The 22,873-nt window shown below is 54.3% G+C and carries 21 protein-coding genes; 4 read left to right on the top strand and 17 right to left on the bottom strand.

Annotated features, from left to right (window positions below):
* Nucleotides 1-10: 10 nt before the first annotated feature.
* Together N1249_RS13470 and N1249_RS13475 are read left to right on the top strand one after the other, a co-directional pair.
* Nucleotides 11-1,609, top strand: coding sequence for a fimbria/pilus outer membrane usher protein (locus tag N1249_RS13470; protein WP_259830006.1), 1,599 nt, complete (start codon nucleotides 11-13; stop codon nucleotides 1,607-1,609).
* Nucleotides 1,599-2,756: a fimbrial protein gene (locus N1249_RS13475; RefSeq protein WP_259830008.1), complete on the top strand. Its 1,158-nt coding sequence runs from the start codon at nucleotides 1,599-1,601 to the stop codon at nucleotides 2,754-2,756. The genes N1249_RS13470 and N1249_RS13475 overlap by 11 nt, the downstream gene beginning before the upstream one ends.
* A gap of 47 nt (nucleotides 2,757-2,803) precedes the next feature.
* Here N1249_RS13475 and cheZ read toward each other — a convergent pair whose 3' ends face one another.
* The 11 genes from cheZ to N1249_RS13530 form a co-directional block, all read right to left on the bottom strand.
* Entirely contained in the window at nucleotides 2,804-3,448 is a 645-nt protein-coding gene (gene cheZ, locus N1249_RS13480) for a protein phosphatase CheZ (RefSeq protein ID WP_259830010.1), read from the bottom strand.
* A 10-nt stretch (nucleotides 3,449-3,458) separates the two neighbouring features.
* Nucleotides 3,459-3,848: a chemotaxis response regulator CheY gene (gene cheY / locus N1249_RS13485; RefSeq protein WP_000763862.1), complete on the bottom strand. Its 390-nt coding sequence runs from the start codon at nucleotides 3,846-3,848 to the stop codon at nucleotides 3,459-3,461.
* Between the two features lie 17 nt (nucleotides 3,849-3,865).
* Complete coding sequence (locus N1249_RS13490; protein ID WP_003859716.1) at nucleotides 3,866-4,915, bottom strand: chemotaxis response regulator protein-glutamate methylesterase; 1,050 nt, start codon at nucleotides 4,913-4,915, stop codon at nucleotides 3,866-3,868.
* Complete coding sequence (cheR, locus tag N1249_RS13495) at nucleotides 4,912-5,778, bottom strand: protein-glutamate O-methyltransferase CheR (protein WP_217186435.1); 867 nt, start codon at nucleotides 5,776-5,778, stop codon at nucleotides 4,912-4,914. Before cheR ends, N1249_RS13490 begins: the two co-directional genes overlap by 4 nt.
* Before the next feature lie 19 nt (nucleotides 5,779-5,797).
* Nucleotides 5,798-7,399 carry a methyl-accepting chemotaxis protein IV gene (gene tap / locus N1249_RS13500; protein WP_259830013.1) on the bottom strand — a complete coding sequence of 534 codons (1,602 nt, stop codon included), beginning with the start codon at nucleotides 7,397-7,399 and terminating at the stop codon, nucleotides 5,798-5,800.
* Nucleotides 7,400-7,443: 44 nt separating this feature from the next.
* Entirely contained in the window at nucleotides 7,444-9,111 is a 1,668-nt protein-coding gene (gene tar, locus N1249_RS13505; RefSeq protein WP_259830021.1) for a methyl-accepting chemotaxis protein II, read from the bottom strand.
* Nucleotides 9,112-9,192: 81 nt separating this feature from the next.
* Nucleotides 9,193-10,155 (bottom strand): spore coat U domain-containing protein, encoded by a 963-nt coding sequence (locus N1249_RS13510; protein ID WP_259830023.1) that lies wholly within the window; start codon nucleotides 10,153-10,155, stop codon nucleotides 9,193-9,195.
* Nucleotides 10,152-12,536, bottom strand: a complete 2,385-nt coding sequence (locus N1249_RS13515; RefSeq protein ID WP_259830032.1) for a fimbria/pilus outer membrane usher protein — start codon at nucleotides 12,534-12,536, stop codon at nucleotides 10,152-10,154. The genes N1249_RS13510 and N1249_RS13515 overlap by 4 nt, the downstream gene beginning before the upstream one ends.
* The gene (locus N1249_RS13520) at nucleotides 12,512-13,273 is read right to left on the bottom strand and encodes a molecular chaperone (RefSeq protein WP_259830034.1); all 762 of its coding nucleotides are present in this window, start codon (nucleotides 13,271-13,273) and stop codon (nucleotides 12,512-12,514) included. Before N1249_RS13520 ends, N1249_RS13515 begins: the two co-directional genes overlap by 25 nt.
* Before the next feature lie 16 nt (nucleotides 13,274-13,289).
* The gene (locus tag N1249_RS13525; RefSeq protein WP_257273389.1) at nucleotides 13,290-13,838 is read right to left on the bottom strand and encodes a spore coat U domain-containing protein; all 549 of its coding nucleotides are present in this window, start codon (nucleotides 13,836-13,838) and stop codon (nucleotides 13,290-13,292) included.
* Between the two features lie 8 nt (nucleotides 13,839-13,846).
* Nucleotides 13,847-14,419, bottom strand: a complete 573-nt coding sequence (locus N1249_RS13530) for a spore coat U domain-containing protein (protein ID WP_257273390.1) — start codon at nucleotides 14,417-14,419, stop codon at nucleotides 13,847-13,849.
* A 430-nt stretch (nucleotides 14,420-14,849) separates the two neighbouring features.
* Here N1249_RS13530 and N1249_RS13535 point away from each other — a divergent pair, with 430 nt between their 5' ends.
* A complete protein-coding gene (locus N1249_RS13535; RefSeq protein ID WP_257273391.1) occupies nucleotides 14,850-16,109 on the top strand; it encodes a dicarboxylate/amino acid:cation symporter in 1,260 nt (419 codons plus the stop codon).
* A 103-nt stretch (nucleotides 16,110-16,212) separates the two neighbouring features.
* On the opposite strand, the gene cheW is transcribed toward N1249_RS13535, so the two are convergent.
* The 6 genes from cheW to flhD all read right to left on the bottom strand — a co-directional run bounded on the left by cheW (nucleotide 16,213) and on the right by flhD (nucleotide 21,632).
* The gene (gene cheW, locus N1249_RS13540; protein ID WP_008500420.1) at nucleotides 16,213-16,716 is read right to left on the bottom strand and encodes a chemotaxis protein CheW; all 504 of its coding nucleotides are present in this window, start codon (nucleotides 16,714-16,716) and stop codon (nucleotides 16,213-16,215) included.
* 18 nt (nucleotides 16,717-16,734) lie between these two features.
* On the bottom strand, nucleotides 16,735-18,756 hold the full coding sequence (gene cheA / locus N1249_RS13545; RefSeq protein WP_257273392.1) for a chemotaxis protein CheA: 2,022 nt from the start codon (nucleotides 18,754-18,756) through the stop codon (nucleotides 16,735-16,737).
* Between the two features lie 4 nt (nucleotides 18,757-18,760).
* Nucleotides 18,761-19,690: a flagellar motor protein MotB gene (gene motB, locus N1249_RS13550; RefSeq protein ID WP_257273393.1), complete on the bottom strand. Its 930-nt coding sequence runs from the start codon at nucleotides 19,688-19,690 to the stop codon at nucleotides 18,761-18,763.
* Nucleotides 19,687-20,574: a flagellar motor stator protein MotA gene (motA, locus tag N1249_RS13555; RefSeq protein WP_094935636.1), complete on the bottom strand. Its 888-nt coding sequence runs from the start codon at nucleotides 20,572-20,574 to the stop codon at nucleotides 19,687-19,689. The genes motB and motA overlap by 4 nt, the downstream gene beginning before the upstream one ends.
* Before the next feature lie 123 nt (nucleotides 20,575-20,697).
* Nucleotides 20,698-21,279: a flagellar transcriptional regulator FlhC gene (gene flhC, locus N1249_RS13560; protein WP_014070721.1), complete on the bottom strand. Its 582-nt coding sequence runs from the start codon at nucleotides 21,277-21,279 to the stop codon at nucleotides 20,698-20,700.
* Between the two features lie 2 nt (nucleotides 21,280-21,281).
* Nucleotides 21,282-21,632: a flagellar transcriptional regulator FlhD gene (gene flhD / locus N1249_RS13565; RefSeq protein WP_257273394.1), complete on the bottom strand. Its 351-nt coding sequence runs from the start codon at nucleotides 21,630-21,632 to the stop codon at nucleotides 21,282-21,284.
* Nucleotides 21,633-22,429: 797 nt separating this feature from the next.
* Here flhD and uspC point away from each other — a divergent pair.
* Nucleotides 22,430-22,858: a universal stress protein UspC gene (gene uspC / locus N1249_RS13570; RefSeq protein ID WP_257273395.1), complete on the top strand. Its 429-nt coding sequence runs from the start codon at nucleotides 22,430-22,432 to the stop codon at nucleotides 22,856-22,858.
* The last annotated feature ends 15 nt before the right edge of the window (nucleotides 22,859-22,873 follow it).

Here is a 22,873-nt window from a genome sequence, read left to right on the forward strand (position 1 = left end):
AAAATGACGAATGGACTATGTCAGTTATTCGACAACCAACAGCGGTGATCTTGAGGTGACGGTGAAAGAAGCCGACGGCAGCGAGCACCGCTTCACCCAGCCCTATTCCAGCATCGCCGTAATGCAGCGCCCCGGTCATCTGAAGTATGAAGTGACCGCCGCACGCTACCGGGCCGACAGTGGCAGCGGGCAAAAAGAACCCGCGTTTGTTCAGGGAAGTGCCATCTATGGTCTGAACAATACCATGACGCTGTTTGGCGGCATCACCGCGTCTGAAGACTATCAGGCGGTCAACAGCGGCGCGGGTATGGCATTAGGCGAACTGGGTTCACTTTCAGCGGACGTAACGGTGGCCAAAACCCGTCTGGATAATGGCGAAGAAAGCACCGGGCAGTCTTACCGTCTGCTTTACTCAGGGAAAATCGATGCCACAGAGACCAACTTCACGCTCGGCAGTTATCGCTACTCCACGGCGGGCTATTACAGTTTTGCTGACGCCAACCAGAAGTATGAGGGTAATGAAAACGACTGGCTGTATCAGTACAACAAACGCAGCCGTCTTCAGGCCAGTATCAGCCAGAGCCTGTTTGGCAGCAGTTTTTACCTGAATGGCTATCAGCAGGATTACTGGGGAAGCTCGCGTAAAGAGCGCAGCCTTTCCGCTGGCGCGAACACCATCGTGGAAGGGGTCAGCCTGCACATGGCTTACACCTACAGTAAAACCAGCGACGACAGCAGCGACCAGATGGTCTCCTTTGGCTTCAGCATCCCGCTCAGCAAATGGCTGCCGCGAGCGTGGAGCAGTTATTCCTTAAGCAACAGTAAAAAGGGTTATACGCGACAAAATCTGGGTATCAGCGGCACCCTGCTGGACGATGAACGGTTGAGCTATTCGTTGCAACAGAGCCATGCCAACCACGATGCTGACGATAGCAGTAGCCTGTACGGTAGTTATCGTTCGCAGTACGCCAACCTCAATGCTGGCTATTACTACTCATCGGATAACAGCCAGCAGCTCAGTTACGGCGCCAGTGGCGCAATCGTCGCCCATCCACATGGGATCACGCTTGCTCAGCCATTAGGCGATCAGTTTGCCATCGTCAGTGCTTCCGGTGCGGCGGGTGTTCGTTTCAAGAATCAGCGGGGCGTCCGGACCGACTGGCAGGGAAATGCGGTGATCCCCTCTCTCACGCCCTATCAGGAAAACCGCATCCGTATCGATACAACCAGCCTGCCACAAGATGTAGATACCAGCGACACCGCCATTACCGTAGTGCCTTCGCGTAATGCTGCCGTGGCCGCGAGTTTTGACGCCCATGTCGGTTACCGTGCCCTGATCACGCTTGTCCGCCAGGATGGAAGGAACGTTCCTTTCGGGGCGATAGCGACGGAGAGAACGTCCAGTATGACCGGAATTGTCGACGATACGGGCACGCTCTACCTTGCAGGAATAAGCAAAAATGCTGAGCTTGACATCGTCTGGGGTGACACCAGCGATCAACGCTGCACGGCACCTGTCATGCTTACCGATTTGCAAATATCAAAAAACCCCACGGGGATCCGCCAGGCCCGCGTGCTATGTCAGCAGGAACAACCGCATGATCACTAAACGCCAGAAATTTGTTTTGACGCTCCTACAGGTCGCCCTGTACGGCTTCGCCTTCCCCCTTACAGGACACGCCGCCACGGCATTAACGAATTGTTTCACGGCCCCTCAGGATTACCAGATTTCCTATAGCCGGGAGCTCTCCACCACGGAGAACGTGGTGGGTAATGCAATCAATGATAACGAGCACCTTGTCGGTAGCGGCGCCGAAATGGAGGCTAACTGCAGCTGCCCAAAGGATCTGGATGAAAATACTACGATCATGGAGCTGACGCTTGCCGGTAGCCCTCTTAGCGCCGGCGCCAGCGGCTATGGCTATCTTACGGACTCTCTGGATATTCACGTATCTGGATACAGCGATGCAATTAATTCTCCTGATGGGGCAAATTTAACCAAACTCGATATCAACGATTACCCTTCGTCGCTCTCGTCGATGGAAAAAATGATCGAAAAGATAAAAACAACCGAGGGCACCGCCAGCGTTTGCAGTGAAAGCACCCGCCCTGAAAGCGATCCCCCCGTGAAACGGCAGTTCAGATGGAATGTCATTGTCGCAAGCTTTCTGGTCAAAAAAACCATTCTGGGAGAAGCGACTATTCCCCCGACCATCGTGGTACAAAACTATGCCTGCCTCTACTATGGATCCGGCAGCTGTGACCCAACCAACGCTGAGCAGGTATCAAACATCTGGTTAAGCGGTTCTCTTACTGCCCCATTAAGCTGCACAATAAACGAAGGAAGTACCATTGAGGTCGATTTTGGCGATCTGGTTTCCAGCCAGTTTGTTGCTAAGGGGCTCCAGCCCAAAGGCTTTACGCTGAAAGATGTCGACATTTCGTACCAGTGCGGCAATAACACGGTAGGTAAAAATGACAGGATTAAACTCACGCTGAGTGCCGATCAGGGGGTTGTGGACAGCAGCAATCCTGTGATCGCGAAAATGATCGGTAGGGATGATATCGGCGTCAGGGTGTTCGATGAGCGGAATCAGGATATTGCGCTGGACGGCAGCTACGAGTTTCCTGTCACGGTGGATGAACAAGGAAAAGGTGTGATTCACATCAAGGCAACGCCGGTCAGCACCACCAGTACGATACCTGAATCCGGGAGCTTTGAGGGTAACGTAACGGTAAAAATGGATCTTCGATAGACTACATCCCCTCAGGTTGAACGAACAACCTGAGGGGAATAACACTATCAGAAACCAAGGCTGTCCAGCAGATCGTCCACCTGATCCTGGCTTGCCACAACGCCCGCTTTGGTGGCGTCGAGCTGTGGGCCATTGAGCAGGCTTTCGTTCTCGCGTTTCGGACGCGCAGCCGGTTCCGGGATGTTCTCCAGCAGAACCATCAGCAGCTGACGCTCAATCTCCTGAATCACATCCATCATGCGCTTGATGACCTGACCGGTCAGGTCCTGGAAATCCTGCGCCATCATGATGTCCAGCAATTGCGCGTTGGTGAAGCTGGTGTGACCCGGCACATCCCCCAGGAACTGACGGGTATCGGTCACCAGCTCACGGGCATCCGCCAGCTCGATTGGGTTCTCGAACCACTCATCCCAACGCCTGGTCAGGGATTTCGCCCCTTTCTCCATCGCGTCCTGGTGTGGCTGTGATGCTTCAACGCTGTTCAGCGCACGTTCAGCCGCCTGAGCGGTCATCTGCACCACATAGTCCAGACGATCGCGCGCATCCGGAATCGCTTCCGCCGCTTCAGCAATAGCCTGATCCAGCCCTAATTCACGCAGGCTGTCACGCAACATGCGCGTCAGGCTACCAATGCGGGCAATAATGTCGCTCGGTGAATGTTCTTCAACGGGTTTCATAGCAGGTTGCAACATATCCATCACCTCACATGCCGAGTTTCTCGAAGATCTTACCGAGCTTCTCTTCCAGGGTTGCAGCGGTGAATGGCTTCACCACATAGCCGCTTGCGCCCGCCTGTGCTGCTGCAATGATGTTCTCTTTCTTCGCTTCTGCAGTCACCATCAGAACCGGCAAAGAGGCCATACCCGCATCTGCACGAATGGTTTTCAGCAGTTCCAGACCATCCATGTTTGGCATGTTCCAGTCAGAAATCACAAAACCAAATCCGCCAGCCTGAAGTTTGTTCAGCGCGTCCACGCCATCTTCTGCTTCTTCAACGTTGTTGAAGCCCAGCTCTTTAAGCAGGTTACGCACGATGCGACGCATGGTGGAAAAGTCATCCACAACCAAAAACTTAAGCTCTTTATCCGCCATAAAATAATACTCCTGAGTCAAATACGTATTGCCTGTCCGGCACTGATTTTCGCCAGCATCTGCTGGCTTACCTGGCTAAGATCGACCACTTCGCTCACGCCACCCATATTGATGGCCTCGCGCGGCATGCCGAACACCACACAACTTGCTTCATTCTGCGCAATCGTCCAGGCGCCAGCCTGGTGCATCGCTAACATTCCGGCGGCCCCATCGTTGCCCATCCCCGTCAGGATCACCCCGACGGCGTTGCGCCCCGCATGTTTCGCCACCGAATGAAACAGCACATCCACCGACGGACGGTGCCGGTTAACCGGCGGCCCGTCATGAATTTTGATTTGATAGTTCGCGCCACTGCGCGCCAGCTCCATATGCTTGTCACCCGGCGCGATATACGCGTGCCCCGGAAGAACACGCTCACCGTCTTCCGCCTCTTTCACGCTTATCTGACACAGTTTGTTCAGACGTTCCGCGAACGAACGGGTGAATCCTGGCGGCATATGCTGCGTAATAAGAATACCTGGGCTTGAAAGCGGCAATGGCTGGAGTACATGGCGAATTGCCTCTGTTCCCCCGGTTGACGCACCAATCACCAGCAGTTTTTCCGAGCTGAGTAACGGGCCTGCTTTCAACGTTGCCGGCGCGGCCGTCGGTTTATGCGCCGCCAGCTTCGCGCGCGACGCGGTGCGGATCTTCTCGGCAATCATCTCGCTGTAGGCCAGCATCCCTTCACGGATACCCAACTGCGGTTTGGTGACAAAATCCACCGCCCCCAGCTCCAGCGCGCGCAGCGTGATTTCAGACCCTTTCCCGGTCAGGGATGACACCATCACTACCGGCATCGGGCGCAGACGCATTAATTTTTCCAGAAAATCGATGCCATCCATGCGCGGCATTTCGACATCCAGCGTTAGCACGTCGGGGTTATATTTTTTGATCAAATCCCGCGCAACTAACGGATCAGGCGCTGTTGCCACCATCTCCATATCGCTGTGGCTATTGATAATTTCAGTCATGATCTGGCGCATCAGCGCCGAATCATCGACAGACAACACCCTGATTTTGCTCATGCTTTTTCCTTACTCAGCGCATATACCGTTTGCCCACGCAGGCTAAACTCACGCACGAGGTTGCTAAAGTTTTCCGAGTGCCCGGCAAACAGTAAACCGTCAGGCTTGAGCAACGGAACAAAGCGACGCAGAATGTCCTGTTGCGTCGTTTTATCAAAATAAATCATCACGTTACGGCAAAAAATGGCGTCAAACGGCCCCGGAACGTTGTACTGCTTATCCAGCAGGTTTACAGAGGTGAATTCCACGCAGTTCGCCAGCTCCTGGCGTACGCGCACCAGCCCTTCATGCGGGCCTGTGCCACGCATAAAGTAACGCTGGAGCTGCTGAGGCGAGAGCGTCTTCAGTTCATCCTGGCGATAGACCCCGTTACGCGCTTTTTCCAGCACTTCGGTGTCGATATCACTGGCGAACACTTTCCAGCGCCCGGGCGCCATACCCAGCGTGTCCGCCAGGGTGATCGCCAGCGAGTACGGCTCTTCGCCGGTTGAGGCTGCCGCACTCCAGACGCGATACTCCCCGCTACGACGACGCGCGTGATCCGCCAGCACCGGGAAGTGGTGCCCTTCGCGGAAAAACGCGGTCAGGTTAGTGGTTAACGAGTTAATAAATGCCTGCCATTCCGCGCTGTTCTGGTTCGCTTCGAGCATACTCAGATAGCGGCCAAAATCATCCAGCCCGAGGGTGCGCAAGCGCCGCACCAGCCGGTTGTAAACCATGTCTCGCTTATGATCGGCAAGCACGATCCCCGCACGCTGGTAGATTAACTGACATATCCGACGAAAATGCGCGTCGGACAGCGCGAGGCGCTGTGTCATCTGTAACAGTAATGACGTTTGCCCTGAGGGCATTGGTGATGTCATAGCGCCTTCTTAATCACATTCAGGTTCCAACTGGCACGGCCTGCGACCGCCCGACTTCTGTTACTGCTTCAACGTGCTCTTTTACATTAAATACCGCGACCAGCCCGGTCAGGTGATCGGCCTGGTTTGCCAGCTGATCGGTTGCCGCGGCCGCCTCTTCCACCAGCGAAGCGTTCTGCTGTGTCACCTGATCCATCTGGCTGACCGCCTGGGCTACCTGCTCAATCCCGCGACGTTGTTCATCGGACGCGGAGGCAATTTCACCCATGATGTCGTTAACCCGGGTCACTGAGGTGACAATCTCGGTCATCGTTTTTGCTGCCGTATCCACAAGCGCAGAACCTTGCTCAACGCGAGACACCGACTCTTCAATCAGCACCTTAATTTCTTTAGCCGCGTTAGCGCTGCGGCTTGCCAGGTTACGAACTTCACCGGCGACGACCGCAAACCCTCGACCCTGTTCCCCTGCGCGCGCTGCCTCAACGGCGGCGTTCAGGGCCAGAATGTTGGTCTGGAAGGCAATACCGTCAATCACGCTAATAATGTCGCCAATTTTCTGTGAGCTGGCGGCTATCTCATGCATGGTGCTGGCAACGTGAGTCGCCTGGTCGCCCCCTTTCTTCGCCGTTTGCGCGGCCTGTTTCGACAGATCCGATGCCTGGCGCGCGTTATCGGCGTTCTGGCTTACCGTCGCCGTCAGTTGCTCCATGCTGGCAGCCGTTTGTGCCAGCGAGGCGGCCTGCTGCTCGGTTCTGGAAGAGAGATCGTTATTGCCTGCTGCAATTTCAGATATCCCGGTGTGCATGGCATAACTGCCCTGACGCACATCGGTCACCGTTTCACGCAGCGATCCCTGCATCGCCTTCAGGCTGGCGAAAATTGCCGAAATCTCGTTCTTACCGTACACCGCCACCGGGCGCGCCAGATTGCCCTTCGCAATGCTGTCGAAATGGCTGCTGATGATCGCCAGCGGCTGCACAATCATCCTGCGCGACCAGAACAGCGCGCCCCCGGTCAGCAATGCCGCCAGAATCACCACTACGGCAAAAATCACGCCGGACATGTGGTAGCTGGTGCGGCTGTCTGCCCCTGCACGCTCAACAAACTGATTGATGTCCTGCTGCCAGGCGTTAAAGCTGCCATCAAAGGCCGCCTGCGATTCCTGCACCGGCGCGGTCATAAAATCAGAGAGCTGGTTGTTCTCAAGCCAGGTCGCCTGGTGATCCAGATCGCTGTGCCACTGATCAAAGTTCTTCTTCATGGCAACTTTCAGCGCTTTGCCCTTCTCGCTGACATCCTCCTGAGACGCGAAGGCTTTAAACTGCGCGTCGGCCTGTTTAAGGCTTTCGCGCGCCGTTGCCATCAGCGCTTTGATGTCATCTGGCGGATAACTTAACGCGGTTAAGGTCCCTGCCTTGTTCAGCGCAGTGCTTGCCTGCAACAGCACGGCACGCGTTTGTGCCAGTGCGGAGCGCTGTTGATTACTCGCCTCAACTTCCTGCAAATTCTGATAGCCATCGCGAAACGCCCAAAAAGACAACCCGTTACTGCCAACCTGCAACACACCGCAAAGGATCAGAATCAAAAACAGTGTGGTCGAGATACGAATACGATTTAACATCCACGCTCCCATTAAGCGGCAAGCAGCCGCGGTTTAAAGTTCAGTCAAAATGTTTCCCAGTTTTCATCTTGTCCGGTCGTCACGGTGCGGGTGCGAGCCGCTGCCGGGGCAGTTGCCGATTCACTGTGCACTGCACGCGCGTTGACCGTATTTGTCGTTTTCGAAGCAAGACGGAACGCCGAGACGGCCATCTTCAGACGGCTCGCCTGGTCTTCCAGCGCAGCCGCCGCCGTGGCGGACTCCTGCACCAGCGCGGCGTTTTGCTGTGTCACGCGATCCATTTCAGATACCGCCAGGGCGACCTGGTCAATACCACGACTCTGCTCATCCGATGCAGAGGCGATTTCACCCATGATGTCCGTTACGCGGGTAACGGCATTCACGATGTCATTCATGGTTTCCCCTGCGCTTTCCACCAGCACAGAGCCGGTATCCACACGGGAAACGGAATCTTCAATCAGCGCTTTAATCTCTTTCGCCGCGTTAGCACTGCGGCTTGCCAGATTACGCACTTCACCGGCCACTACCGCAAACCCACGGCCCTGTTCACCGGCGCGAGCGGCTTCAACCGCGGCGTTCAGCGCCAGGATGTTGGTCTGGAAGGCAATACCATCGATAACGCTGATGATGTCGGCGATTTTCTTCGAGCTGTCGGCAATTTCATGCATGGTTTTCACCACACCATCCACCACACGGCCACCGCGCTGAGCGGTTTCAGAGGCGCTTTCGGCAAGCTGAGAAGCCTGACGGGCGTTGTCGGCGTTCTGCTTCACGGTCGCCGTTAACTCTTCCATGCTGGCGGCAGTCTCTTCCAGCGCCGAAGCCTGCTGTTCGGTACGTGAAGAGAGATCGTTGTTGCCCATCGCAATTTCACTGGTGCCGGTATAAATGGCATCCGATCCCTGACGCACATTGGTCACGGTATCAATCAGCGAGCGCTGCATATGGTCAACGGAGTTCGCCAGCTCCGTGATTTCATTACGCCCGGACACGGTCAGCGTTTTGGTCAGGTCACCGCTGGCGATTTCACGGATATGGGCAATCACGCGGCCCAGTGGATTCAGCAGAATGTGGCGAATGCCATACCACACGCCAACCAGCACAATCACCAGCGCCAGCGCCAGTACGGCCATCTGCCATTTGGCGAAGCGGTAGTCGTTCTGACTTTCGGTAAAGGAGGTGTGATACAGGTCGTTACTGGCTTTGGCGTATTCACCCAGCGCTGTGCCGAGGGCGTTTTGCATCCCCTGGGTTGGCTGTGCGAAGTAGGCATCCATGTTGCCGCTTTCCAGGAACTGAATCAGCTCCGTCAGGCCCGCAAAGTAGGCCGTGTATTTTTCATCGATGTTGCTGCTCACCTGCTCCATGGCAGGCTGCGGGGCAATTTTCTTGAAGGCGTCGTAGTGTTTCGCGGCATCGGCAAGCGTTGCTCGGGCATTTTTCAGCAGATCCGTTTTCGCAGTGCTCTGCTGGTTATTGGGGTCCATCATCATGCGGGCAGAAGAGCGGCTCAGGTTAATGCGCGTTTGCAGCATCAAATCCCAGGTCGATGTCAGTTCGCTCTGCTGTAAACGCAGATCGTTTGATGCGGCAAAGCTGTCCTGATTATTTTTTAACGACGAGAAAAAAAGCCCGCCCGAAATGAGCTGAAGAAGCGCGAAAATGACCAGCACCATCATAAGCATTGTGACAACGCGGATACGGTTCAACATACAACACCTTCTCATAGATTTATTAACGGTGTTATCGGCACTGACCACAGGAACTTTACATTTGCGAAAGGGAAAACGCCGTTAAAACGCCACATCGACAATCAGGGTGTCGGTGTAGGTTCCGGCAGGTGGGGTGGTCTGGTTGGTGAGCACTTTGGCCGTGTAGTTATAGGTGCGCAGCAGGCCGTCTGTGCTCAGCTGCGAAGAGGCTGAGCTGGCCCAGCGCTCGGTGCCGCTACCGCCCCAGCGGCTGGTAGTGGCTTCTTTATAGATGTCGTAACTCATATAGTTACTGCCGTTAACCATACGGCGAACATTGTTCAGCGCGTTGGCACCATTGTTAATTCCTATGGTGTAAGTGCTGCCTTTGGTGCAGGTCACGGCGATAGCTTGTGAAATGGTAGGGAAATTTTGTACCAGCGGCGCGCTGTTGAAGTTCACGTCCGGTGCGGTCATGGCGCTACAGTCGTTGGTCACGGTCATGTTGAGCAGAATACTTGTCGTCGCCGTCCCCGTTTGCGGCGTAGTACAGAGTCCCAGAACGCCCACAGAACAGACGTTATAGTTGATGCTGAAGGTCAACAGCACCTGATACGGTCCGGCCGTGACGTTCTGCCCGGCCACGGTACGGAAATAGAGCGGGATGTTGTACTGCTTCGACCCCAGCAGCCCCAGCAGCGTGTTGCCACTCCAGGTGTAGGTCTGACTGATTTGCACTTCACTGTTGCTTGCACAGCCCGATAAACCACACAGGCGCGTGGGGATTACGTCAGTGATGGTTGCGTTGTCGGTGCGTTTCATCGTGGCGCGACTGTTACCGGACACCGATGCCGAGGTGTAACTCAGCGTCACCGAATCGTTAGTCAAAAGATTGAGTATCGCATCGCAGGAAACCACCAGAGTTCCGGTGGTTTCCACCTCCCCGGTTCCGCTGAGGGAAAATGACCCAACGTTGCCAAAAGCGGCATTTACCGTACTGATAGTACAGACCGCCCAGCTGCCGCCGGAAAAGAGCAGCAATAGCAACAGCAGCAGGCGCTTCACGGCCCCTCCCGGCACACCAGTGGCCCGTAGGTTTGCAGCTTATGTTCCGGGTTTGCGCCAATGGTCAGCGTCACCGTGCAGTGTTTTCCGTCCGGGGTGGTGATATCCAGCGGATTCACATCGCTGAGATTTTCCAGCCAGGCAATACCGTCATACCCCACCACCGCATTACTTCGCGAGGCGCGTCGCACCTGGCTTCCCACCGGGATATCCTGCCCCTGCGCATCATGCAGGATCACGCTTGCCACCCGCTCTTGCTCCATCGGGAAATCGACCAGATAGCCACTGTGACGGCGGATCGCCACCCGCCGCTCGGTCTCTTTCAGCCGGGTGTCGGCAGGCAGATTCAGGGTATCAATACTGTAGCTCGCCGGATAATAGGCCGACACGCCGCTCACCAGCAGATAACCGTTGTTATTGGTTTTGCCGACCGGCTGGTTCTCATAGCTGACGGGAACATCCGGGTGGCCATCGGTGCTGATCACCACGAACGCATCATTGATTTTGTTGGCGGCAAACAGCTCGCCGTCCATCAGCACAAGGGAGCCCATCGCCTCGCCCCACCAGGTCATCATGTCCTGTTCGCCGTAACCGCCGCCCTGCAATTCAATATTATTGTTGCGCCAGCCCAGCGTGCTCTGCTGATAGTTATTCGCCCGCGACTGGTTAGCCCACGCCATATTCCAGCTGAACCCACCGTCGGAAGGCATGGAGTGGTTGTAGTTGATGCGCTGTGTGCTGCCTGCATCCGGCGTATTTTCAAAGGTGACGGCGGCGCTGTCACGTTCACCCAGCGGCACCTGTAGTGAGAGCGCAACCGTCCAGTCACCCCGCTGCTGGTCGCGGCTGGCGGCCAGATAGATGCTGCTGGCCCCCCACAGATTGCGGCTCCAGGAGAGATTCAGCAGCTCCGTTTTCTGGTTATCAAAACTCTCGACACCGATCCAGGCCGCGCCGATATTGCCGTACTGCCCAAGGTTAAAGGTCAGGGAATACTGGTCAGTATTGCGGCTAAAACTGGCAATTGGACGGTTGTTTTCATCATAGACCGTCGGCTGGTCGTACAGGGCCAGGTTGCCATAGCCGCGGCCGCGCCGGCTATGCTGGGTCGCCAGGCTAAACTCACTGGTGCTGTATTGATACCCCCAGTTGATTTGCCCGCCATCGTCCCCGCGCATATGACTGCGGGTATATGAGGTATTCACCACGCCAAAACGTCCGAGCTTCACTACCGTACCTGCCCCGCCCAGCGCCAGCTCTTGCGCGCCTTCTGCGTGTCCTTCCAGCGTCAGCCAGTCGGTAAGACCATAGCGATACGATCCGCTGCCTGCCGCCGGGCCATAGTCGAAACTCTTAATTCCGTAATTTCGCCGCAGGCTCCCGAGCGTTACCGCGCCGTCGCTCAGCCCTTGTTTGAGCACATCACTGGTGACATAAAACGGCAGCGTTGTGCTGACCTGTCGCCCCAGCGCATCAGTGGTCACCAGCACCGCATCCCCTGCACCGTTGATATAGGGCAGGTTTGTCAGGGTGAACGGCCCCGGCTGAAGCTGAGTCGAGCCCGAACGATAGCCGTTGATAAACAGATCGACGGAAGTGGGCACGGCCGCTTCCCCCGAGAACTCCGGCAGCGGCCAGGTCACCAGATCCGGGCGCAAGGAGAAATCACGCCCGTAGCTTATCCCGCCCATCCGCACGCTGCTGCTCCAGCTCAGGGCATCGCTTATCACATCCCCGGCAGTCCAGGTCGTTGCATCGTCTTCGTTGGTCATCAACAGGGTGGTGTCATAGCGCACGTAACCTTCCTGTTGACCATTGTCCCCGGAGAAATTTTGCCGGGCGTAGCCGGTAGATGAAAAGGAGCCGTTTTCGTTGAAGTAGCGGAATTCATGCCAGAGAGACGCCTGGCCGCCAATGTGGTCGGTGTGGTTGGTATAGAGATCGTAATTAAACAGCGCCCCCCGGCCATAGTGGGGTTTGCTCTGCGCCGCCATGCCGCTAAACGGCGTTACGCGGGATGAAACCCAGTCGCGGGGCACGGTTAACAACAGCCGCTGGGCGGCGCTGTCGTACTCCACGCGCACCTGAGAAAGCGTGGACAGATTGACGTCCCCATTCGGCACATGCTCGGGGGGAAGCCCGGCGCGCAGCAGATCGGCGCTGGAGATAAAATAAGCACCATCGCGCTGCGTGACAGGCACCACCAGCCCGGTGTCGTAATGGTTCAGTACGAGAGCAAGCTGGAAAACGGCCTCACCATTTATCGCCTGGGCTTGCGGTGGCGGTGGCAAACTGTCATCGCCAGGCTCGGCCCAGGTGCTGGTACTGACGCAGAACAGGATAATCATCGCCGGTTTCAGTTGACGGGCGTCGACTGCCATTGCGTATCCCTGGCATTAATCTGCGCGCTCATCTGCTCTGGCTGGCGAATTCCCGCCGGGATCGGCCAGCTGCGGGTACTGCCGGGCAGCACGTAACCCAGCAATCCATCGGCAACCGTGCGTTTCTGCCCGCCCTGATCCAGCGTGACCTGACTCAGCCTGACGTGCACATCCCCCTGATTGCGCACCTCAAGCACAGGGTGCCCTGCTTCCTGCGTCACCCGCCAGCTCAGATTTTTACTCTCTACCAGCGCATGATGTGCCCCCTCTTTTATGGTCGGGATCCCTTGCCCGTAGACAAAGAGCGGAATGGAGTAGCGCATCTGGAGTTTAAGGCCGATGGCCGGTTCGGCTTTGGCATCTGGCTGGGGAATTTCATCCACGATAATGCGGTAGGCTTGCTCGACCCCCATCGGGACAGAGCCTTGTTTGATCAGACGGATAAGCTGCTTGCTGCCTTTACCGATGGTGACAATCGGCGGGCTGGCGACAACATCCTGCTGTGCGGTATAGCGTTCAAACCCCGCTTCCTGCTTCCAGCGCACAATGCGCACCTGCATGGTCGTCGCGCTGTTGCCCTGATTCTGGATCCACAATTCCGTGGCTTTGGTCTCTGCCGAAAGCCACGGGTCGATGGGCCATAACAGAATGGTCGCCGCCGCCTGCGCCTGGCTCGTTGCAGCAGCGGTGGCCCCCAATATACTCACCAGACAAAGATGCCTGAATAATGGCTGCATCGATTCTCTCCCTTTATCACCATGACAACGTCACGACGAGTTGATCAGAATACGCACCAGCCGGGCTAAACCCGGTCAGGAGCGCCACACCGAAGAGCGGCAGTGAGATGTTGTTGCTGTTGGTATAGGTCACCGCAACCGCCTGGTTGACCCCAATCTCACTGTTCGCGGCCAGAGAACTGCTGCTGTAGAGTCGGTACGCCACAACATCGGTTCCGCCTGAACGTTTCATTCGCCGTACAGAAGCGTAATTCTGCCCGCTATCGATGCTCATACTCAGCGCCACGCCTGGCGTACAGGCAATGGACAATGCCCCGTTGGGCACAAAGCTGGTGCTGACCGGGGCGCTTTCCACCCCGGTATGTGTGCCAAAATCCAGAGTCCCCAAAATCCCACCGGTTCCGGAGGTGACCGAGCAGCCCGGCACAATGGTCGCAGTGACTTTAAACGGCTGTGACGTCACCGCCCCGGCGATGGGTGCCAGCATCAACCCCATCGCGAGGCCAAAAAAAGGTTGCACGAAACCCTCTGCGCTTTTGCGCAGACATAACCAGAATGCCTTCATGGCTGGAACTAGTAGGTTACGCTGACGTTGATGGTGTCAGTGTAGGTTCCCGGGACAACCGTAACGCTGTTGCCGCCTCCGGTGATGCGTCCGTACAGGGTGTAACTGCTCACCCCGCCCGTCGTCGACGCTGCCGGCAACGCTGCGTTATTGGCGATAATGTTGTTAAATCCGCTGTCGCTGTACAGGCTATATGCCACACCCTGTGCCGCATTGGCGGTATTGATCAGGTAACGCGCGGGCGTTCCCGGTGTTCCGACAACGGTACCCGGCGCGGTGGAGTTGGTATTGCCGGTTATCGCTACCGTGAAGCTGGCGGTGGTGCATTGGATCGTGAAGGTGTTACCGCCGCTGGCCCCGGTCAACTGGGTAGTCAGGGTGGAAAAGGTCGCTGGATGGGTCCCGAAATCCAGCGTCCCGAAGTTAATTCCGTTTTGAGTGGGGGATCCGTTGATCAGGCAACCGTTGGTCAGCGTCAGCGTCGCGCCGATGGTGCCGCTACTGGTTACGGCCTGCGCCTGCCAGGCGGTCGTTGCGATCAGCAGGGTGCCTGCAAATATCAAAAGGCGTTTTCTTTTCATTTTCCACCCTCCAGAAGATGTCGCCATTCGCTTGCTACATTTTATTGATACTGTTCAATATGTTAGCCCCACTGAACTAACGCGAGAGGGGGTTAATGAGAATTTAGTTGATGGTTACCGCTTCAACCACTCTTGCCAGGGGACGTACAACTTTTGCCGTATTGACAAGTTAGTTAATGAAAAAACAAACAGTTAACACGATTTAAAAGAATTAAACGCGTCGCATTCTGAGGATATATCCATAAAAACGTGATGAGCGTCACAATATATCGTCACGGCATTAGCAACAAAATTAATAAAAATTAAAAAGCAGTTGTATCCCCCCTCGCTTTACGTCAATTTATGTGCCGAATATTTTCCTGCGCTGTAATAAAAAATCTATATGTATCGGCGCGGGGATGAATCTTTAGCGCATAGAGGGTCTTTTTTCGTGGCAAGTGCAAACAAACTCACACTCTTCATCGTGATATTCATGCTGGCGGGTATTCTTTCAGGGGCAGCCATTCACGAGTACGCATCACAGGATGTCATTACCGCCTGGGCGGATAACATCACGCTGCTGACCGATATTTTCCTGCGACTGATTAAAATGGTGATAGCGCCGTTGGTATTCAGTACGTTAACCGTCGGCATTATGAAGCTGGGCGAAACTTCGACCATTGGCCGTGTTGGCGGTAAAGCGATGGTGTGGTTTATCAGCTCCTCCGTGCTCTCTATTCTGGTGGGGCTGTTTATTGTCACCCTGGAACATCCGGGGAGCGGCCTGAACCTGGCGATCCCGACCGAAGCGGTTGATACCGGTCTGGCCGTAGGCGGGATGACGCTGAAAGCCTTCCTGTCCCACACCATTCCAACCAGTATTGCGGGTGCCATGGCAAATAACGAGATCCTGCAAATCGTGGTGTTCTCGATGTTCTTCGGTATTGGTGGTGCATCGCTGGGTCAAAAATTCAATGCTCCGCTGGTTGCCGCGCTGGATGTGGTTTCTCACATCATGCTGAAGGTGACGGGCTACGTGATGTACGTTGCGCCACTGGCCATTTTCGCGGCTATCTCATCCGTTATTGCCACCCAGGGTCTGGGCATTCTGCTGAACTACGCGTCATTTATCGGCGGTTACTATGTTGCCATCCTGCTCACCTGCATGGTGCTACTGGCTGTGGGTTACATGGTGCTGAAAAAAGAGGTGTTTCGCCTGGTCAGTATGCTGAAAGATCCGGTGCTGGTCGCGTTTACCACCAGCAGCTCTGAAGCGGCGTATCCAAAAACGCTGGAGCAGCTGGAGCGTTTTGGCTGTTCACGCAATATCGCCTCTTTCGTTCTGCCAATTGGTTATTCCTTTAACCTGGTCGGCTCAATGGTGTACTGCTCTTTCGCCTCTATGTTTATCGCCCAGGCGTACAACATCCATCTGAGTTTCTCCGAAGTGACGGTGCTGATGCTGACGCTGATGCTGGCCTCCAAAGGGATTGCGGGTGTTCCGCGTTCTTCCCTGGTGGTGCTGGCGGCGACCATTCCAAGCTTTAATATTCCGGTGGCGGGTATTCTGCTGCTGATGGGAATTGACCACTTCCTGGATATGGGTCGTTCCGCGATTAACGTGCTGGGTAACGGGATTGCGACGGCGATGCTGTCGCAGAACGAAGGTGCGCGGGAAGCGGAAACCGAGCTGGTGGAGCAGGAAGCTTAAGATGTAAAAAAAGGGTGAGGTCTGTTGCCCTCACCCCGTCCCTCTCCCACGGGAGAGGGTGCAAACACTAAAAACGGCAACCAGGTTGCCGTTTTGCATTTACCTATGCTACATGACTCGCAGCGATATCCAGCAGCGCCATCTCATCGCTGTTCAGCAGCTTCTCGATATTCACCAGAATCAGCATACGCTCGCCGAGCGCACCCAGACCGGTCAGATATTCGGTAGACAGCGTTACCGCAAACTCCGGCGCAGGGCGAATTTGGTCGGAGGTCAGCGACAGCACATCAGATACGCCATCAACAACAATACCCACAACGCGCTGACCCAGATTCAGGACAATCACCACGGTGTTGTCATTGTAATCCACATCGCCCTGGCTGAACTTCACGCGCAGGTCAACGATTGGCACAATCACACCGCGCAGGTTCGTCACGCCCTTGATAAAGGCGGGGGTGTTAGCAATACGGGTAACCTGATCGTAACCACGGATCTCCTGCACTTTAAGGATGTCGATTCCGTACTCTTCATCGCCTAAAGTGAAGACCAGGAACTCCTGTCCAGATGGCTCGCCCGCCAGTTTCGTTACATTACTCATACCGGTCATGTTATTACCTTTTCTTAATCAGGCGGCTGTGTATGCCACACGTTGTTCACGATTTAATCCCTGAAGCGCTGAAACATCAACGATCAGCGCAACGCTACCATCGCCCAGGATGGTGGCGGCAGAAATTCCCGGCACCTTGCGGTAGTTGCTTTCGAGGTTTTTCACCACCACCTGATGCTGACCAATCAGCTGATCGACCAGCAGTGCATAGCGGCGGCCGGCGCTTTGCAGAATAACCACGATGCCTTGCGTCGCTTCGGTTTTCGCGCCATTAACTTCGAATACTTTCCACAGTTCAACCAGCGGCAGATACTCGCCACGTACTTCCAGTACGCGCTCGCCACCCGCCAGTGGGTGCAGATCTTCTTCACGCGGTTGCAGGGATTCCATTACCGCATTCAGCGGCAGAATGAAGACTTCGTCGGCCACTTTGACCGACATCCCATCCAGAATCGCCAGCGTCAGCGGCAGCAGGATGCGAATAGTTGTACCGGAACCTTGTTTAGACTGGATCTCAACGTGACCACCCATTTCCTGGATATTACGTTTCACCACGTCCATGCCTACGCCACGGCCGGAAACGTCCGTCACCTGTTCAGCTGTCGAGAAGCCAGGTGCAAAGATCAGCATCCCTACTTCTTCGTCGGTCATATTTTCGCTAACCGCCATGCCCTGAGACATCGCTTTCGCCAGAATACGCTCGCGGTTCAGGCCAGCACCGTCGTCGGTCACTTCAATACAGATATTGCCGCCCTGGTGTTCCGCAGACAAAATCAGGTTACCGACCGGTGATTTACCCGCAGCAACGCGGTTTTCCGGCAGTTCGATACCGTGGTCAAGGCTGTTACGCACCAGGTGCGTTAATGGATCGATGATGCGTTCGATCAGACTCTTATCCAGTTCGGTAGAGCTGCCCATCAGCGTCAGTTCGATTTGTTTGTTCAGTTTACCAGCCAGGTCACGTACCAGACGCGGGAAGCGGCTGAAGACATATTCCATCGGCATCATACGGATGGACATCACCGATTCCTGCAAATCGCGGGCGTTACGTTGTAACTGACCCATGCTGGTGATGAGATCGCCGTGAGTGACCGGGTCCAGTTCGTTGGAACGCTGGGCCAGCATAGACTGGGTGATCACCAGTTCGCCCACCAGGTTAATCAGCTGGTCAACTTTCTCGACCGCCACGCGAATACTGGTGGATTCACTTGAACGTGCCGCCGGTTTTTCTCCGCGGCCAGGTGCAGCTGGTTCTTTTGGCACCGCTTTCAGCGCGGGTGCCGCAGGAACGACAGCGGGTGCTGCCACTTCAGCAACCGCCACCACCGCTTCGGCTGGCGCAGGGGCCTGAGCCGTTTCTGTCTCAAAATCAATCTGATCGGCTTCGATGACGAAGCACAGCACCGCCACGATATCGTCCTGGCTAATGCCGTCTTCAAGCGTTGCGGCAAGGCTGTCTTTGCCTTTCACCACATTGCTTAATTTGGCCAGATTACCCAGCTCTTCTTCCAGCAGATTGACTTCGCTCTCTTTCAGGCGAGACAGCACAACGCGCAGCTTGCTGGCAGCAGCGGCAGGCGCTGCGTCTTCAACGGCATCGACAACGCTCAGGGTTGCCGGGCTAACAGCGGGAGCCGCTGCTTCACCTTTTGCTTCCAGCGCTAACTGACGCAGCGCGTTGCAGATGTATTCAAAGCTGGCGGCATCAGGCTCTGCCGAGCTTTTATAGGCGTCGAGCTGTTCCTGCATAATATCTTTGGTTTCCAAAAACAGGTTAATAATGTCGGTATTGAGCTGCATCTCACCGCGGCGAGCTTCATCGAGCAGGTTTTCCATTAAATGGGTTGTTTCCTGCAAGATGGTAAAACCAAACGTCCCTGCTCCGCCTTTAATAGAATGCGCCGCACGGAAGATGGCATTGAGCTGCTCTGAATCCGGTGCTTCAGGCACCAGATCCAACAGGTGTTGCTCCATATCAGCCAACAATTCGTCGGCTTCATCAAAGAATGTCTGATAAAAATCGCTAATATCCATGCTCACGCTATCACCTCGGATTGGCTGGTGGCGATGTTGGAACGGCAGCCGAAGGTACGGCCCCAGGCTGTTTTAAATCGTCCAGTGACTCATTCTGACTTTCGGCGTTTTCATGCAGGATGGCCTGCTCCGCCTGCTGGTTCAGCACTAAAAGACTGATACGACGGTTGATGGCATCATCTGGCCCGCGGTCGGAGACGCGCATCGTTGCGGCCATGCCGACCACGCGCAGTACCTTGCCATCATCAAGCCCACCCGCCACCAGCTCGCGACGCGAGGCGTTGGCACGGTCGGCAGAAAGTTCCCAGTTGCTGTATCCCTTCTCACCCGAGGCATACGGGAAATCGTCCGTGTGTCCTGACAGGCTGACGCGGTTTGGGATCCCGTTCAGAACCGGCGCAATGGCACGCAAAATGTCGCGCATGTAAGGTTCAACTTCGGCACTGCCGGTTTTAAACATTGGGCGGTTCTGACTATCAATAATCTGAATACGCAAACCTTCCTGCACGAGGTCAATCTTCAGGTGCGGGCGTAATGCGCGCAGTTTCGGATCGGCTTCAATCAACTGATCCAGATCGCCACGCAGTTTTTTCAGGCGCGCCTGTTCCATCCGTCTTTTCAGCTCGTCAATGTTCGGCTCCTTTTTCACTTCACCCTTTTGTTGGGTGTAGTCGTCACCGCCGCCAGGAATTGGGCTGTCGCTGTTCGCGATACGCTGCCCACCTGTTACCGCTGTCGCCAGCGGGGTTCTGAAATATTCGGCAATCTGGATAAGCTCTTTCGGGCTGGAGATGGAAATAAGCCACATCACCAGAAAGAACGCCATCATTGCGGTCATAAAATCGGCGTAAGCTATTTTCCAGGAGCCGTGCGAGCCATGCCCGCCGCCCTTGTGCTTGCGCTTTTTTACGATGACGATCGGATGGGACTGGTTTTTCATGCGTCCTCAGTTGTCGTCTGTTGATTTGGGTTTTTCACCGCACGTACGTGTTCTTCCAGCTCGATAAACGATGGACGTTCGCTGGAGTAAAGCGTTTTACGACCGAATTCGACAGCGATCGGCGGTGCATAGCCGTTGAGGTTAGAGAGCAGCGTGATCTTCACGCACTGCATCATTTTGGTGGTTTCGGCGCTCTTCTGACGCAGCACGCTTGCCAGCGGAGAAATAAAACCGTAGGCCAGCAAAATACCGAGGAAGGTCCCGACCATTGCGTGTGCAATCAGGGCACCCAGCTCCGCCGCCGGACGATCCGCAGACGCCAGGGCGTGTACTACCCCCATGACCGCTGCAACGATACCGAAAGCCGGAAGCGAGTCGCCCACAAGTGCCAGGCTGTTTGCCGGCACTTCGGATTCGCTTTCGTGGGTTTCGATCTCTTCGTCCATCAGCGCTTCGATTTCGAAGGTGTTCATGTTGCCACTGATGATAAGACGCAGATAATCAACGATAAAATCCAGCATCATGGCGTCGGCAATAATGCGCGGGTAGCTGGCAAAGATTTCGCTCTCTTTTGGATTTTCAATGTCTCGCTCCAGCGAGAACATCCCCTGCTGGCGCGACTTCGCCATCAGGCGATAGAGCAGCGCCAGCAAATCCATATACATGCTTTTGGTGTATTTCGAGCGACGGAACAGCAGTGGAATAGCTTTCAGCGTCCCCTTGATCGATTTACCGTTGTTACCAACGATAAAAGCCCCTACCCCTGCGCCGCCGATGATAATAAGTTCGGCCGGTTGATAGAGTGCTCCAAGGTGCCCGCCGGTCATCATATAACCGCCGAAAACTGTACCGAGAACTACCAGGTAACCTAATAAGATAAGCACGACATCATCCTTCCGCTAGTGACTAAGGCAGGACGTTCATTTCGAGTGTGTGACCGGAATGCGGGGTAAAAAAAAGCAGCGGTAATTTCTTACCGCTGCTGGAATCTTGCCCACACGTTCGGGTTAAACAGCTTGTTCGATCTGTTCATCCAGCAGTTGTGGAATAATATCGGCAGCATCCCGGGAAAGTTTACGTCTTTTTACGGCCCGGGATGGAGGCTGGCATAAACTACAGGCAAAGCTGCCAGCAGGCTGATGAGCATGGGTAATAAAATTACCGTCACAGCAGTTGCAGCGTGACAGTTCAAGCATTCCGCTTTCAACAAAACGCACCAGTGTCCAGGCGCGGGTTAAGGCCAGCAGTGGACCATCGTCATTCTGCTGTGGGCATTGCTCAAGGTAGAGTTTATACGCTTTGATCACGGCATCAACGCCGCTGCACAGACCTGTTTTCAGCAGGTACTGCCAGGCGTTGCAGAACATCGACGCGTGGATGTTCTGTTCCCAGGTCATAAACCAGTCCGTTGAGAACGGCAGCATCCCTTTTGGCGGTGGGCTGCCACGTAATTCTTTATACAGTTTGATGAGGCGACCACGGCTCAGCTGGGTTTCACTTTCCAGCATTTGTAAACGAGCACCCAGCGTAATCAGTTCCATTGCCAGCTGTATGTCACGCGCTTCCTGAACAATGCTTTTTTCGCTCATTTTTACGCCCTTTTCTTACGGGCTGCGTCATCAGGCTGGCTGATTTCGCTGAGCAAGCGGGTCGAAAGTAAAATACCGGTATGGATCTGTTGCAGATCATCAACACGGGATTCCTGAGTCAAACGCGTGATAGTCTGAGGATTATCAAAACGGAACTGACATACAAGTTGATTTGTTTCCGCCAGCTTTACCATCTGTGGAAGGGTTAACCCGCCCAGCATGGTTGCCATTTCTTCGTTAATACCCAAACGAAACATCGCGGACGCCTTGTCCTGACTTATCAAACGCTGCGCGAGCAGTAAATATGACAAGTTGATGTCATAGATATGTTTTAGCAACTCGGATGTATGCATTTTTCCCATCCCGAATAACTACTATTATTTTTATGCGGAAAGACCGCACCCCGTGATGTCGCCGGGAAATCACCCGGTATAAAAAAGAAAAGGCCAAATGCATAGTTGAATTAAGGTTTGTATGCAGCAAAACGCGCAATATCCCAGCACTCTGCTGAGTTGGTTACACGTTTTATCATTTCTTACAAATAACTAAGATTTTTCCTAATTCGACGCAAACTCTACTCGTCAGCTCTGACACATACAATGCGACCTCACCCAAAATTTAAAAAAAATGTGATCTCCATCACATAATTTAAGCGAATGTTACCGATAAATCCATCAGCATGACTTGTAAATTGGTTATATATTGACCTGTTGACACTATTTTATATTCTTAATGGACGAATACTCATGCAGAAGTATGAAGAGGTTGGGTATGACAATTGCTTAGCGACCCGCTGTTTAGCAGGTTTGCCACTGATGATATCTCTAAGATAGAGACATGCACTTATAATCCATTAAAAACATATAGTTATATATATATTGCATTTAACAAATTTCCATGCGTTATCATCCCGCCTGGGTTGATAACCCGTTATAACGATTTAACAGTCCAACACTATCTTTGTTTTATTTACGTTAAGTTGTTAATTTTTATCATTCAGAAGCATTATTTGATTATTCCTCTTATAAGAATAATTAATGAATAATTATGATAAGGTTCACACTAATGTCGTATTCACCTCTTGCAGAAGCGGCAAAATCGCGGTAATGCTGATTGAAACACTGTGTTTCAGATGCCAAAGGAGTGCGTGATGAGCTACACCCATCTTCTTGTTTCTGTTGCTGTTTCACCCGAAAGCCACCAACTTGTCGCCCGTGCGGTCTCCATCGCCAGGCCCACCAATGCCCGGATAACCCTGATAACCCTTGCGGCTGAGCCAGAGATGTACAATCAACTGGCCGCACCGATGCTTGAAGATATTCGTGACGTATTGCAGGAAGAGACGCAGCAATTTCTGCGGGAGCTGGTTGAGAAGGCACAATATCCTGTTTATGACACCGTCATTGCCACGGGTGAATTAAACGAACATATTCTTAGCATGTGTCAAAAACAGAATATTGACCTGGTTATTTGCGGTAATCATAACCACAGTTTCTTTTCCAGAGCGGCCTGTTCTGCAAAATCGATTGTTGCATCAAGCCAGGTTGACGTGCTGTTAGTGCCTCTCGGGGGTAAATAATACCCCCGGAAGGTG

Origin of the sequence: Enterobacter sp. CP102, from assembly GCF_025152625.1 — a bacterium.
GTDB classification, from domain to species: Bacteria; Pseudomonadota; Gammaproteobacteria; order Enterobacterales; family Enterobacteriaceae; genus Enterobacter; species Enterobacter soli.

What these genes read in the sequence shown, in the direction of transcription:
- N1249_RS13470 (WP_259830006.1), top strand. Translation starts at nt 11, where the DNA reads ATGGACTATGTCAGTTATTCGACAACCAACAGCGGTGATCTTGAGGTG.
- N1249_RS13475 (WP_259830008.1), top strand. Translation starts at nt 1,599, where the DNA reads ATGATCACTAAACGCCAGAAATTTGTTTTGACGCTCCTACAGGTCGCC.
- cheZ (WP_259830010.1), bottom strand. Translation starts at nt 3,448, where the DNA reads ATGTTGCAACCTGCTATGAAACCCGTTGAAGAACATTCACCGAGCGAC.
- cheY (WP_000763862.1), bottom strand. Translation starts at nt 3,848, where the DNA reads ATGGCGGATAAAGAGCTTAAGTTTTTGGTTGTGGATGACTTTTCCACC.
- N1249_RS13490 (WP_003859716.1), bottom strand. Translation starts at nt 4,915, where the DNA reads ATGAGCAAAATCAGGGTGTTGTCTGTCGATGATTCGGCGCTGATGCGC.
- cheR (WP_217186435.1), bottom strand. Translation starts at nt 5,778, where the DNA reads ATGACATCACCAATGCCCTCAGGGCAAACGTCATTACTGTTACAGATG.
- tap (WP_259830013.1), bottom strand. Translation starts at nt 7,399, where the DNA reads ATGTTAAATCGTATTCGTATCTCGACCACACTGTTTTTGATTCTGATC.
- tar (WP_259830021.1), bottom strand. Translation starts at nt 9,111, where the DNA reads ATGTTGAACCGTATCCGCGTTGTCACAATGCTTATGATGGTGCTGGTC.
- N1249_RS13515 (WP_259830032.1), bottom strand. Translation starts at nt 12,536, where the DNA reads ATGGCAGTCGACGCCCGTCAACTGAAACCGGCGATGATTATCCTGTTC.
- N1249_RS13520 (WP_259830034.1), bottom strand. Translation starts at nt 13,273, where the DNA reads ATGCAGCCATTATTCAGGCATCTTTGTCTGGTGAGTATATTGGGGGCC.
- N1249_RS13525 (WP_257273389.1), bottom strand. Translation starts at nt 13,838, where the DNA reads ATGAAGGCATTCTGGTTATGTCTGCGCAAAAGCGCAGAGGGTTTCGTG.
- N1249_RS13530 (WP_257273390.1), bottom strand. Translation starts at nt 14,419, where the DNA reads ATGAAAAGAAAACGCCTTTTGATATTTGCAGGCACCCTGCTGATCGCA.
- cheW (WP_008500420.1), bottom strand. Translation starts at nt 16,716, where the DNA reads ATGACCGGTATGAGTAATGTAACGAAACTGGCGGGCGAGCCATCTGGA.
- motB (WP_257273393.1), bottom strand. Translation starts at nt 19,690, where the DNA reads ATGAAAAACCAGTCCCATCCGATCGTCATCGTAAAAAAGCGCAAGCAC.
- flhC (WP_014070721.1), bottom strand. Translation starts at nt 21,279, where the DNA reads ATGAGCGAAAAAAGCATTGTTCAGGAAGCGCGTGACATACAGCTGGCA.
- flhD (WP_257273394.1), bottom strand. Translation starts at nt 21,632, where the DNA reads ATGCATACATCCGAGTTGCTAAAACATATCTATGACATCAACTTGTCA.
- uspC (WP_257273395.1), top strand. Translation starts at nt 22,430, where the DNA reads ATGAGCTACACCCATCTTCTTGTTTCTGTTGCTGTTTCACCCGAAAGC.